11 protein-coding genes are annotated in these 12,993 nt (G+C 37.9%); 4 read left to right on the top strand and 7 right to left on the bottom strand.

What is annotated here, in order from left to right; all coding sequences use genetic code 11:
* Positions 1-102 precede the first annotated feature (102 nt).
* Both speB and speE read right to left on the bottom strand, forming a co-directional pair.
* Positions 103-975: an agmatinase gene (gene speB / locus ACIQYS_RS15420; RefSeq protein ID WP_402981837.1), complete on the bottom strand. Its 873-nt coding sequence runs from the start codon at positions 973-975 to the stop codon at positions 103-105.
* 4 nt (positions 976-979) lie between these two features.
* The gene (gene speE, locus ACIQYS_RS15415; protein ID WP_402981835.1) at positions 980-1,813 is read right to left on the bottom strand and encodes a spermidine synthase; all 834 of its coding nucleotides are present in this window, start codon (positions 1,811-1,813) and stop codon (positions 980-982) included.
* A 169-nt stretch (positions 1,814-1,982) separates the two neighbouring features.
* On the opposite strand from speE, the gene ACIQYS_RS15410 reads away from it, so the two are divergent.
* Entirely contained in the window at positions 1,983-4,055 is a 2,073-nt protein-coding gene (locus ACIQYS_RS15410) for a transglycosylase domain-containing protein (RefSeq protein WP_402981833.1), read from the top strand.
* Between the two features lie 673 nt (positions 4,056-4,728).
* Here ACIQYS_RS15410 and ACIQYS_RS15405 read toward each other — a convergent pair.
* Positions 4,729-5,253: a YwhD family protein gene (locus tag ACIQYS_RS15405; RefSeq protein ID WP_402981831.1), complete on the bottom strand. Its 525-nt coding sequence runs from the start codon at positions 5,251-5,253 to the stop codon at positions 4,729-4,731.
* Positions 5,254-5,320: 67 nt separating this feature from the next.
* Between ACIQYS_RS15405 and ACIQYS_RS15400 the strand changes: the two genes are divergently transcribed.
* On the top strand, positions 5,321-5,506 hold the full coding sequence (locus ACIQYS_RS15400; protein ID WP_142605285.1) for a 2-hydroxymuconate tautomerase: 186 nt from the start codon (positions 5,321-5,323) through the stop codon (positions 5,504-5,506).
* Between the two features lie 364 nt (positions 5,507-5,870).
* Here ACIQYS_RS15400 and ACIQYS_RS15395 read toward each other — a convergent pair whose 3' ends face one another.
* The 4 genes from ACIQYS_RS15395 to ACIQYS_RS15380 all read right to left on the bottom strand — a co-directional run bounded on the left by ACIQYS_RS15395 (position 5,871) and on the right by ACIQYS_RS15380 (position 10,107).
* Positions 5,871-7,286, bottom strand: coding sequence for a YfcC family protein (locus ACIQYS_RS15395; RefSeq protein WP_402981828.1), 1,416 nt, complete (start codon positions 7,284-7,286; stop codon positions 5,871-5,873).
* Positions 7,287-7,781: 495 nt separating this feature from the next.
* Positions 7,782-8,501, bottom strand: a complete 720-nt coding sequence (locus tag ACIQYS_RS15390; protein WP_402981826.1) for a ZinT family metal-binding protein — start codon at positions 8,499-8,501, stop codon at positions 7,782-7,784.
* A 97-nt stretch (positions 8,502-8,598) separates the two neighbouring features.
* Positions 8,599-8,748, bottom strand: a complete 150-nt coding sequence (rpmG, locus tag ACIQYS_RS15385; RefSeq protein ID WP_093277745.1) for a 50S ribosomal protein L33 — start codon at positions 8,746-8,748, stop codon at positions 8,599-8,601.
* A gap of 171 nt (positions 8,749-8,919) precedes the next feature.
* The gene (locus ACIQYS_RS15380; protein WP_402981823.1) at positions 8,920-10,107 is read right to left on the bottom strand and encodes a GTP-binding protein; all 1,188 of its coding nucleotides are present in this window, start codon (positions 10,105-10,107) and stop codon (positions 8,920-8,922) included.
* Between the two features lie 305 nt (positions 10,108-10,412).
* On the opposite strand from ACIQYS_RS15380, the gene ACIQYS_RS15375 reads away from it, so the two are divergent.
* Positions 10,413-11,597, top strand: a complete 1,185-nt coding sequence (locus ACIQYS_RS15375) for a winged helix-turn-helix domain-containing protein (RefSeq protein ID WP_402981821.1) — start codon at positions 10,413-10,415, stop codon at positions 11,595-11,597.
* A 106-nt stretch (positions 11,598-11,703) separates the two neighbouring features.
* On the top strand, positions 11,704-12,969 hold the full coding sequence (locus tag ACIQYS_RS15370) for an MFS transporter (protein ID WP_402981819.1): 1,266 nt from the start codon (positions 11,704-11,706) through the stop codon (positions 12,967-12,969).
* Positions 12,970-12,993 lie beyond the last annotated feature (24 nt).

Below are 12,993 nucleotides of genomic sequence, written 5' to 3'. Positions count from 1 at the left end.
TTTTTTTAATGCCTAAAAACAAAGCCCTGGAAATTTTACTGTTCGTAAAATTTCCAGGGCTTTTCATTTTTCAAGGTGGGTTTTGTCCCAGCCTCTTCCTAATTACTTAACCCAACCTAAAATCATTTCACGTAGTAACTTCGATGCAGTATTTGCAGTTTGCTCTGATGAATCGTAAATCGGAGCAACTTCTACTAAGTCGAAGCCGACTACGTTCACGCCAGAGTTTGCAATTGCATGAATAGAAGCAAGTAACTCACGGCTAGTGATTCCACCGCAATCCACTGTTCCAGTGCCAGGTGCATGTGCTGGGTCTAATACGTCAATATCAATCGTCACATATACTGGACGGTCATCAAGCGTTGGTAGCACTTCTTTCAATGGTTCTAATACGTCGAACTTCGAAATATGCATCCCATTTTCTTTCGCCCAATCGAACTCTTCTTTCATTCCAGAACGGATTCCAAATGAATAAACGTTTTTTGGACCAATATATTCGGCAATTTTACGAATAGGTGTCGAGTGAGAAAGAGGCTCTCCTTCATATTCCACACGTAAATCTGTATGTGCATCCATATGAATAATCGCAAGGTCTTTATAGTTGTCCGCCACTGTTTTCATAACCGGCCATGACACTAAATGTTCGCCGCCCATGCCGACTGGAATTTTCCCATCTTGCATTAACTGGCGAATAAAACCTGCGATCAAATCCAAACTTTTCGATGCATTTCCAAAAGGAAGTGGAATATCTCCGGCATCAAAGTAATTCACGTCATCTAGCTCGCGATCTAAGTACGGACTGTACTCCTCTAGACCAATCGATACTTCTCGAATACGCTGTGGACCAAAACGTGAGCCCGGACGGTAACTTACTGTCCAGTCCATTGGCATTCCGTAAATAACTGCTTGCGCTTCATCGTAGTTTTGCTTGCTTTTAATAAATACATTTCCTGAATAAGCTTCGTCAAATCGCATCGGCTTATTCTCCTGCTAAGTCTTTCACAAATTTCGGCAATACGAATGCTGCTTTGTGAAGCTCTTTTGTGTAATATTTTGTGTCGATTTCATGGAACTGCTCGTCCGGCACTTGAAGTGGATCGTATTTTTTCGATCCAATTGTAAAGCACCATAGTCCACTTGGGTACGTAGGAATATTCGCTAAGTACATATTTGTAATAGGGAAGATTTCTTTTACATCTTTTTGTACTTGTCGGATTAAGTCCGCTTTGAACCAAGGGTTGTCCGATTGTGCAACGAATAATCCGTCTTCTTTTAAAGCTTTTGAAATTCCAGCATAGAAACCTTTAGTAAATAAGTTTACTGCAGGACCTACTGGTTCAGTAGAATCTACCATAATAACATCGTATTCGTTTTCGGATTCTGCAATATGCATGAAACCGTCGCCTACTTGTACATCGACGCGTGGGTTTTCTAATTCACATGCAATTTCCGGTAAATATTTCTTCGAATACTCGATAACTTTTCCATCTATATCAACAAGTGTTGCTTTTTTTACTTTCGGGTGTTTCATAATTTCACGAATTACGCCACCGTCTCCGCCACCAACAACTAATACATTCTCAGGGTTTGGATGAGTAAATAAAGGTACGTGTGCCACCATTTCATGGTATACGAACTCATCTTTTTGAGACGTCATGACCATGCCGTCTAAAAAGAGCATATTCCCCCACTCTTCTGTTTCTGCCATTTCTAATAATTGAAAATCCGTTTGTTCTGTATGAAGTGTTCGTTTTACCTTCATCGTAATTCCAAAATTCTCTGTTTGTTTTTCTGTAAACCAAAATCCAGCCATCTATCTATCTCCTTTGTGAATACGTTATATCTATAGTGTATCAAAAAATTAATACAAAAAAAGTATAGAGCTTTTTGACAAAAGTGCAATACTTTTTTCTTTTTCCGTTTAATTTGAATCTATTGTTCTCATACTAATAAAAAACATCCAGCAGGACGGAGGAGATTTTATGGGGCGTGTACAATACCGGAAAAAAGCCACTCGATCTAAACGCATGAAAAGAGTTTTTTTACTAAGTATCGTTGCTAGCTTTGCATTAATTGGTGCACTTGTTACGCTCCGAGTTTACGCTCAAATCGTTGGTGCCCCTATCATTCAAGTACCTATTTCTTCCGTCTTTTTAGATGATCAAGGAAATGTGATTGGGGATCGATTTGAAGATCAGAGACGCTATTGGGTTTCATTAGACAATATTTCTCCATTCGTGCCACAAGCGATTATTGCAGTCGAGGACCAGGAATTTTATAAGCATCACGGGTTTGATTATACACGAATTGCTTCTGCACTTTTAAAGGATATAAAAGCAAGGCGAAAAGTCGAAGGTGCTAGTACAATTACACAACAATATGCAAGAAACCTATTTTTGACGCATGAAAAGTCTTGGACTCGGAAGATTAATGAAGCATTATACGCTTACCGTTTAGAAGTTTTTTATGAAAAAGATGATTTGCTGGAAGGATTTTTGAATACCGTTTATTTTGGGCATGGTATGTATGGTGTGGAGGCAGCGAGTCGGTTTTATTTTGGAAAAAGCGCAAAAGATTTAACGCTTGCAGAGTCTGCTCTATTAATGGGTATTCCAAAAGGTCCTACTTATTATTCCCCATTAGTCGATGAACAAAAAGCGGTAAACCGGCAACAACTTATTTTAAAATTAATGGAAAATCAACAATTTATCACGGCAGAGCAACGAGAACGTGCCGTTAAAGAGCAATATGTTTTAAAAACAGAAGATTCGCTTGTTACGAAAAAAACAGCCCCTTACTTTTTAGAAGAAGTTTGGAAAGAAGCAACCGATATTCTTCAGAAAAAGGGTCGTAGAATTGAAGAAGGTGGATGGACTATCGAGACGACTTTGAATAGAAGTCATCAACAAATAGCTGAAGAGGTCATCGATAAGTGGATGCCAGAAGGAGAGTTACAAATTGGGTTCGTCAGTATCGAACCGAAAACGGGATACGTAACTGCAATGGTTGGAGGACGTGATTTTAGTGAAAGTCCATTCAACCGCGTAACCCAAGCAAAAAGGCAACCTGGTTCGACGATCAAACCTTTACTATTTGCTGCAGCGTTAGAAAACGGATTCACTCCCCTTACGTATATGAAAAGTGAACGAACTATTTTTACGTATGATAATGGGCGGCAAGAATATGAGCCGAAAAATGTGAATGGTGAATTTGCGGAACATCCTATATCGATGGCCCAAGCACTTGCTATTTCTGATAATATTTATGCTGTAAAAACGCTTGAACAAATTGGATATAAGCCATTCGAACAACTGATTAAGAGATTCAATATGGAAATGGATGTCGACGAGACGCCCGCAACAGCGCTCGGCACATCGGAAGCTTCTTTGTTAGACATGACAAAGGCATATAACACGATTTCCGCAAAGGGGATCCTGAGAGAACCTACTTATATTACGAAAATTACAGATAATAATGGCAAGGTGCTTTATGATTTAAAGACGGAAAAAAGGAAAGATAAAAAAGTGTTGTTGGAACAAGATGCATTTTTGCTATCTCATTTGCTAACTGGTATGTTCGATCCCACTTTTAATGATTACTCTCCTGCAACGGGCATCAGTATTCGTGCAAAACAAACGAGACCATATGCAGCAAAATCAGGAACGACGATTTCCGATCAATACTTAATCGGCTTCACCCCTCAATTGACTGCGGGTGTTTGGAATGGATATGACCAAGGAAAACAGGTGAGTGAAGCCGAGGCAAGACAGGTAACAAAGCAAGTGTGGATTGAATTTATGGAAAAGGCACATCAAGGTTTACCGTCGGAACCATTTATCGCTCCTCCTGGGGTTCGCGGAGTAATTGTGGATATTGAAACAGGTGGAATTGCCACTTCTGCTTGTGAGAAACAACGACTTGTCTATTTAAAAGAGGAGGACGTTCCAACTAAACTTTGTACGGATCCAACTTTGAAGCAGCAAACATTTGAAGCAGCTGAAAGCGAAGACACAACACCATGGTCGATTTTTCCCTTTTCGTTTTTCGGAGAATAAGTGGAAATAGATGGATTAGGGCAACCAATTAGGGACGAAAGCAACCAATTTCATAACCAGAGCAACCAATCCCCGACGAAAGTAACCAATTCGCCACAGAGAGCAACTAGATCTCATTGTAAAGAGTTAACTTGCCTGTAAAATACGACCTATTGGAAATAAACGGCTTAGGGCAATCAATTAGGGATGAAAGCAACTAGTTGCTCCGTGGAAGTAACCAATTTCATAATCAGAGCAACCAATTCCCGACGTAAGCAACCATTTCACCACGGAGAGCAACTAGTTCTCATTGTAACTAGTTAACTTGCCTGTAAAATACGACCGATTGGAAATAAACGGCTTAGGGCAATCAATTAGGGATGAAAGCAACCAGTTGCTCCGTGGAAGCAACCAATTCCCAACGTAAGCAATCAGTTTCCTAATCAGAGCAACCAAAACAAAATAAAAAGCTTTCTACTACCTAAAAAAGGTAATAGAAAGCTTTTTCTTAGTGTTGCGTTCTGCCAAAAGTATGTAATTATTGGATTGGGTTGTCACAATGATTACAATTTCCTAGCCTACTGACGACTCCTAAGTGTCCTAGCATTACTGTGAAGTAAGCTTTAAGTAAATTGTACTGTCTTTTCCATTTGAATTCAACCTCATAACATAATTATCCCAAATTATTGACTTGTTAATTGGAAGTTACAAGCAAGTCATTATGCAACTGTTCCTCGCTACGCTCCCACATTTCACGGTTATGCGTTTGTAAAAAATCACGTAAAATATTTTTGGAACGATCATCCATAAAATCTACCATAATATGGCGTTTCATTGATTTGTCCATTCGATTTACATGGTCAGCAAGTAATTTGTAACCTCTTCGTTTTTCGCGGTTTACAACCATTTCGCATGCTGTAACCCCTGCATAATAAGGTCCTTCCGCTTTATAATCGATTGTCACCCAAACTAGCCAATATGGTTTTCCGCCTTCCGAGTCTTCTCTGTTCGTCGTAAACTTGATGCCTCTTTCTGTATCACTTCTCGCGTGCATCGCGCCAATTTCAATTCTTGCAACGTCTTCTTCTACGTCGATAATAACTGGTGACACGTTTTCCAAAGATAGTGAACCGATCCCAAATCCTTTGTGTCCATCAGTTGGATCATTTTTTATAATGGTGAAGCCAATTTTTTGTTTTGGTTTTTCTTCATTTGCCATTCGAAAGTTCCCTCCGTTCTGTTATGATATCTAGTATACAGAAAATTTTAGGAAAGGAGGAAATGAAATGCCATATGTAACAGTAAAAATGCTAGAAGGTCGTACGGAAGAACAAAAAAGAGCTTTAGTAGAAAAAGTAACAGCTGCAGTATCCGAAACAGTAAATGCACCAGTTGAGAATGTTGTCGTGTTTATCGAGGACATGCCAAAAAATCATTACGCGGTTGCCGGGAAATTATTTAGCGATAAATAATTTCTAGTATGGAAAGGTGTCTTTCTTTCGATTTATGGGAGGAGGATGCCTTTTTTTGTCTCGTTCAAGATTCGTTTTCTATCCCTATTTTATTCGATGTAGGGCAGGCGTCATCATACCATTTTACGATTAATCAACCTTTTCTTTTAACCATAACCTTTAAAAATAAAATAAGCCCCCTGCAAAAAAAGTTGGGGACTCATGCTTTTCATACGTTCAAATATCAACGTTCAACCCGAACTAAACAACGCACTGCATTTTTCCACAAAAAAAAAACCTCCTCCACGAATGGAAAAAGGTTCAGATTTACATCTCTACTTCAGTATTTTGTCCCAGCTTTATTCATGTTCAAATCAAATGCTCTTTAGCCTGTGTACTGAATCATCTGAGCGATAACTAACGTGACAATCCCAATTCCTGAAAATACAAGGAATAATGGCATATAGAAACGAATCCATTTTTGCCAGGCTACGCCAGCGATAACGAGTGCAGCCATAAAGTAACCAGAAGTCGGGAATAGAATATGGGCAAAACCGTCTCCGAGCTGGAACGCAAGCACAGCTGTCTGTCTGGTCACCCCGATAATGTCTGCAAGCGGCCCCATAATCGGCATCGTTACTAAGGCCTGTCCACTTCCGGACGGGATAATAAAGTTAATGGTCAGCTGTACCAGATACATTCCTACAGCACCAAGGACAGATGGCATCTCACCAACCAGTGAACCCAGGTTGTAAACGATCGTATCCATAATTTGACCGTCTTCAAGCACAACAGCGACCGACCGGGCAAGACCAATAATAATTGCTCCCATGAGCACATCACGGAATCCTTCCGTAAAGGCGTTAGAAATCTGGGTTGCGTTCAGTCCGGCAATCAGGCCGACAACGATCCCCATAAAGATAAACAGACCTGCCATCTCTACCATGAACCAGCCGAGCTGAAGCACACCATACACTAACATTCCAAGGAAGAGGAGAGCAACAACCGAAGCATATTTTTGTCTTGTGTTCATGCTTTTTGCTTCAATTTTTTCTTTCTGCTTGTAAAGTTCTCTTTTTTCTTGGTCATCTTCATAAACATAGCTGTTTAAAGGATTTTGCTGTACCTTTTTTGCATAGCGCATGATGAAATAGATTCCAACCGATATACAGACAATAAAAAGAATTAGACGCAGTTCCAATCCTGAAAAAACCGGGATACCTACAATTTTTTGCGATAAGCCGACGTTGATCGGGTTTAAAACTCCGGTAGTAAACCCGACAACCGTACCGACAAGAGCAATCGCAGCAGCCACAATGGAATCATACCCTAAAGCAATGATTAATGGCATAATAACAGGGATATAAACTAGAGAAAGCTCAGGGGTTCCGATTAAAGTTGCTCCAATCGCAAATACTGTTGTTAAAATCGGGATCAGCAAAATACTTTTTTTTGCAAAACGGTTGGCCAGCCTGTCAACAACTACTTCAATTATTCCCGTTGTCTTCAGCACCATAAACATACCGCCGATAATAAATGTGAAAAATACAATTTCTCCAGCATCAATCAGTCCCCGCGGAATAACAGTAAGGAAATCGGCTATACCAATTGGTGCAGATTCCACATGTGAAAATGAGTTCGGATCAATCGCTGTTCTTCCGTCAGGACCTGGCACACGCTCAAACTGACCTGCAGGAATAAAGTAAGTCGAAATGGCCGCCAGAGCACTGAATATAAATAGGATGACATAAATATGCGGGAGTTGAAACCTCTTCTTTTTTACATTTTTTTCTTTTTCCATTTGAAACCTCCATTAAGTTAATTCTCGCTTCCAGTTGTTAACAATGCTTATTATACAAGCTTATTACACTTGAGTCGTTAGACCTTATAGCCAATTTAAACGTAGTTTCATTGTTAATGACACACAATGGAAAAAATGGATTTGTTAACACTGCACAACCAACTGTACACTAATACCAGTTAATTATGGCAATTCATTTTTTTAAAATAATTTAGAATTTAAAAAAAGCCGACCCTTACCAGATTATATTAATCTGAAAGAGTCAGCCTCTCACACTATATAGTCTTTACTTACTTGAAAAATCCGCCTTCTGCTGCGCTTAAGGCATTAGCCCTCTCGATTTACTAACATTATGAAGCTCAATCGCTTCAACCATTTGGCTTTCGGCACGCGTAGGCTCGGCCGTACAAGCACCCGTTAGATTAATACGAAAAATAACTAAATTTTAGTTTCAAATTTACTATTTCAAAGTAAAAACATTATTACGCTTAAAATTTAATGCACCATCATTTCGTGTGCAATATCATGTCCATCCATTTCAGATGGATAGTAGGTAGGCCAATTTGTGACTTCATCAAGTAAAGCCTTACGGTCGTCACCCCAATACAAATGGTAGTGGCCAGATAGATTCTGTTTGATACTATGATCACTAAATTGAATAAATTGAGGAAGCCCTTCACTTTTTTCTACTAGTTTAAATATGTATCTTACCCCTCTATTTCCAGCATCATATGTTAGGATTTCGTATCCATCATAAATATACTCACCTGAATTTTCTTTTCCATTTTTGAAGAACGTTACATTATCACCTTGAATCATGATTCGGTCAACATCTGTTTCATACCCTTTATTATAATACTCCTTGTACTCTTCAGATGTCATGGCATCTTTCTGTTCGGCTTTATAAGCAAATACCTCGTCAAGTGTACCATCCTGTAGGTATGGATATACTGATTGCCAGTCGCCTTCCCAATCAATAAGTGAACGATCACTCACTTGGCTGTCTTCAAAAAAGCCGTCATAAATTTGTTTTGTTTCTTCATCATGTGCATGGCTATGTTCGTGTTCGTGATCACTTTCACTTACAGGTGTGTGACTTTCAGATGTTTTCTCTTTTGTTTCAGTAGAGCCTTCAGCTGGTTCTGAAGTCTGACACCCTACTAGTAGTGAACTAATCGCTAATACACTTAGCCCTGTTGCAAATGAAATTTTCATTAATAGCACTCCTTTTTACAAATGGTAATTATTACTATTTGCAGTTATAAACATATCCTATTTGAACGTCAAGAATCATTTATTATAAGTAAAATTTTTACTTTGTTTCTCTATGCAAAGTCACTTTTCTTAATCGTGGACAATATTTCTTCAATTCAATACGTTCTGGATTATTTCGTTTATTTTTCTTCGTAATGTAATTTCGGTCACCTGTCTCTGTGCAGGCCAATGTAATATTTACTCTCATTAGTATCCCTCCTTATATTTTCAAATTATTCCAGGTGTGTTGTGAAAATTCTAACTGCCCTTTGAATGACTTTTCTTAGTTGGATAATTAACTAAACTATTGGTTTCAAAAAACAGACTTTCTAGATAGCTGTTCAACTGTCTACAAGTAACATAAAGACTAGCCTAATTTTCAATTTGCTTCAATAAAAGGAGGAAGTGGATCGGACAGCTTTGTCCAGTCACTTTCCATTTCTGCATCAGTTAACAAACATTCATCAAGCTGGGACTCGATTTCATCCCGATTCATATCAAGTCCTATCCATACCATTTCTGTTTGTCGGTCTCCATGAACATCATCCCATCTTGATTTCAAAGAAGAATCTTCTTGAAAAATCATTTCTTGCTCAGATTTTGGCAGTGATGCAATCCAATGACCAGCACCCTGGATTTGGAGTGAAGAACCAGCTTGAGAAAGTAAACCTGCCATGTTATTTCGAGTTGCGAGCCAAAAGAATCCTTTGGATCGAACAATTTCTTGTGGAAAAGTATTCAACCAAGCGTACCAACGTTCTGGGTGGAATGGGCGTTTTCTTCTATAAACAAAAGATGTGATTCCATACTCTTCTGTCTCCGGGACATGTTCCTCATTTAATTCTTTAATCCATCCAGCTCCTTGACTAGCTTTCTCGAAGTTAAATAGACCTTGGTCTAGGATTTCTGAAGGTGACACTACCCCATTCTCTATCGTTATGATTGTGGCTTCGGGATTCATTTTAACTAAAAAGGATCTAAATGCTCTTATGTATTCAGGTGTAACTAAATCCGTTTTACTTATCAGTAAAATATTTGCAAATTCAATTTGATCAATTAATAAATCCGAAACATCCCGATTGTCGAGAACATCGTCCGTTTGTTTACGTTCAAGGAGGGTTTCTCCGCTCTCATAGTCACTCCAGAATCGGAAAGCATCTACTACTGTTATCATGGAATCTAATCTACAATATCGTGATAAATCTATACCAACTTCTTCATCGATATATGTAAACGTTTGTGCAACGGGAATCGGTTCAGAAATACCGGTTGACTCAATAACTAAATAATCGATATTTCCTTGCTTAGCGAGCTTTTCCACTTCAATCATCAAATCTTCTCGAAGTGTACAACAGATACAACCATTTGTAAGTTCAACTAATTTTTCTTCTGTGCGTGAAAAACCACCATTCTGAATGAGTTGAGAATCAATATTAATTTCACTCATGTCATTTACGATAACAGCTATTTTCCTCCCTTCTTTATTTGCCAATAAGTGATTTAACACCGTAGTTTTTCCTGCACCTAGGTATCCACTTAAAACGGTAACCGGAATCGATTTTTTCATACATTCCCTCCAATTTTTATTTTGTAAATAGTAATCATTACGATTTAAATGATACAATGAATTCTAATATAGTGCAACATTAAATTAAAATGATTAGTTGAAAATGAGTTTGAATGACTTCCAGCACAAGCACGCTTTAGTTTATTTAAAACAGAGAAACACTATAATAATGTTTCTCTGTTCAACTTTTGCCCCTGTTAGTTCAACAGGTTCAACAAAAAGGACATCAATTTCTTTCGATTAACGACACCGTTCTTTTAAGGTATATTTAATGAGAAAGAGGCCCCCATTAACTATCTGTTAAAATGAACTATAAAAAATTATTCCATTTTGTTGAGGTGAAAAGAATGGAGAAGATCAAGTTTTCCAACACAGGTTATAAAGTAACATATCGTTCCGAAAAAATATTTTTTTTACCGAGGGAATATCAATTATTTAAATTTTTATATCAAAATCCTTCACGAATTTTTTCAAGGGAGGACCTCTTGGACGCTGTTTGGCCAATGGAAGATCCAGTCGATAGAACTGTAGATGACCATATTTATCGAGTTAGAAAAAAAATTGAACCCCTTTCATCCATGGTTAAAATTGAAACGATCAGAGGCCAAGGATACCTTCTGTCAACGAAAGAGGTACATGAAAGTCCATTATTAAAGGACAACGAAGTATCCACACAAGTCAAAAGCCTTTTTCACAAATATCATCTCTACGGACAGGGTGATGCTCTAAAGCTTTTAGAAGAAAATCAGAATGCGTTTGGCTTCCAAATCGATTTGCCTAACCTTCTTTACCTCCATTTCATGAAAGGGAATTTCAGTTGGTTCCTTGAAGAACCGGAAATCTCCTTTTGGGAAAAATGCTTTTATTTATTACACATCTATTCATTTATTGAATCAGATAAGATGCAATGCCTTGATTACTTTACGTGTGCTTTATCTGCCGAAGAAATACCTGAATATTATCGATTAGAAATGAAGTTGTTAAATCGGCTATACCTTTTGATTTTCACAAAACAACTCGATGAAGCAACTACCCTTCTTCATCAATCTAAAAAAGAGATAGAGGAAAAAAACATCAAAGGATTCGTACCGTTGATCTTACTTTCAGAACTATATATTGCCTTACTTCAAAAGAACTTTCAGAAGATAGAGGAAAGGATGGAAGAAACGAAAAAAGCCCTCGTAAATTATCCTTATCTTAGAGAAAATGCGGATTTTTCAATTATTAAAGGTATTTATAGCCTTCTCAAAAAGAATGAATCGAAAGCCGAAGATTATATTGATGAAGGATTTCAGCTACTCCAGGAAGCTAAATTCATACCTGGTATGATAATAAATATAAATATGATTCTGTTTTATTTAGAGGAGTTTGGAATGAATGGTAGACTGCAAACTTACTATCAAGAATTAAAGAAAAAGTATATACAAGAGTACAAATTAAATGAATTACATAGCAAAATTGAAATTCAGTTAAAATATCACTTAAAATAATTGCTAAAATTTTTTTATTTCTGTTTCCTCTGATATTCCTCTGATATTCCTCTGATAATTACTCGTTATGCTCGGTATTAGAGACACTAACGTGGAGGGATTATTTATGAACAAGGAAATATCAATATGGCGCAATGGCAATTTTATTAAATTCTTTACTGCTAATACTTTAGCCAACTTAGGAAACTGGTTTGATTTTGTTGGGGTACTTATCTTATTCAGGTATACATGGAAGGCTGACCCGATGCTGATTGCTCTAATCCCTATCATGTATGCCATTCCTAGTATACTTTTAGGACAATTTGCAGGTGTATTTGCAGACCGAAGAAATAAGCGGAAAATCCTTATCTATTCTGACTGGTTTCGTGCAGTGTTAACTTTGTTGCTTGTCTTTACGCCTACCCCCTGGCTAGCTTTGCCAATCCTGTTTTTAAGAAACACTGCGGGAGTAATAAGCCTTCCTGCACAGCAGGGATTGATGAGAAATATCATTGACGAAAAAAACATTATACAAGCAATCACTATTAATGGAAGTCTGTTTCAGTTGGTAAAGGTGATTGGTCCGCTCATGGGAGGTTCAGTGGCAGGAATATTTTCCCCGAACGTTTCCATTGCATTAAACGCTATAGCTTTCACTTTTTCCGGAATACTCCTAACACAAATCAAGGTACAAGAAATCGAAACAAGTGTAGAAATAGGAGACACACAATCAGGATTTCTACGTTCTTGGAAAGAAGGTTGGCAGATTGTTTTAAAAAGCAAAATCCTTTTTTCGAGTATCATATTCGGGATATTCAGCACCTTAACAATACAAATGATTGACTCACAGATTGTAACTTTGTTTAGTGAGGTGTTCCCTAACAAACCCGGGTATACTGGCTGGGCAATTTCAGCTATTGGAATCGGATCGCTCCTTGTGGTCATACTTCTAAACAGACTTAAAAAAATCTCTAAACTTGGTTGGTTTTTCGGTACCGGAAGTCTTCTAATCGGTGTAATGACTGGAGGTTTTGGATTCCTATTGCATTACAATTTCATAGCACTTGCAATCTGTCTTTCTATTATTGGTGGAATCGGAAATGGGTTAACTTTTACTACCGTAAATTACCTCATTCAAACTGAACCACCTAAAGAAGCTATAGGAAGGGTTACCGGTATAATAGATTCCTTAATGAGTATCCTTTTTATTGCCGGACCCCTTCTCGGTGGACTATTAATAACACAATTAGGGGTACTGACCGCCTTTAAAACAATCGGTATCGGACTATCCATTATTGGTATGACTGGTATATTCCTGCAAAGCATTATCTGGAAGCAACACAAACCGGCAAAAGTACAAACTAAAGTTAAAGGGGGAAATGAATCGTTTTGAAGTGAGACGTATTTCTGTTATAGC

It is taken from the genome of Psychrobacillus sp. NPDC096426, assembly GCF_044762745.1.
Taxonomy (GTDB): domain Bacteria; phylum Bacillota; class Bacilli; order Bacillales_A; family Planococcaceae; genus Psychrobacillus.
This window is presented reverse-complemented; position numbering and strand designations above follow the sequence as displayed.

Coding starts and splice junctions, on each gene's coding strand:
- speB (WP_402981837.1), bottom strand. CDS start 975: ATGCGATTTGACGAAGCTTATTCAGGAAATGTATTTATTAAAAGCAAG.
- speE (WP_402981835.1), bottom strand. CDS start 1,813: ATGGCTGGATTTTGGTTTACAGAAAAACAAACAGAGAATTTTGGAATT.
- ACIQYS_RS15410 (WP_402981833.1), top strand. CDS start 1,983: ATGGGGCGTGTACAATACCGGAAAAAAGCCACTCGATCTAAACGCATG.
- ACIQYS_RS15405 (WP_402981831.1), bottom strand. CDS start 5,253: ATGGCAAATGAAGAAAAACCAAAACAAAAAATTGGCTTCACCATTATA.
- ACIQYS_RS15400 (WP_142605285.1), top strand. CDS start 5,321: ATGCCATATGTAACAGTAAAAATGCTAGAAGGTCGTACGGAAGAACAA.
- ACIQYS_RS15395 (WP_402981828.1), bottom strand. CDS start 7,286: ATGGAAAAAGAAAAAAATGTAAAAAAGAAGAGGTTTCAACTCCCGCAT.
- ACIQYS_RS15390 (WP_402981826.1), bottom strand. CDS start 8,501: ATGAAAATTTCATTTGCAACAGGGCTAAGTGTATTAGCGATTAGTTCA.
- rpmG (WP_093277745.1), bottom strand. CDS start 8,748: ATGAGAGTAAATATTACATTGGCCTGCACAGAGACAGGTGACCGAAAT.
- ACIQYS_RS15380 (WP_402981823.1), bottom strand. CDS start 10,107: ATGAAAAAATCGATTCCGGTTACCGTTTTAAGTGGATACCTAGGTGCA.
- ACIQYS_RS15375 (WP_402981821.1), top strand. CDS start 10,413: ATGAACTATAAAAAATTATTCCATTTTGTTGAGGTGAAAAGAATGGAG.
- ACIQYS_RS15370 (WP_402981819.1), top strand. CDS start 11,704: ATGAACAAGGAAATATCAATATGGCGCAATGGCAATTTTATTAAATTC.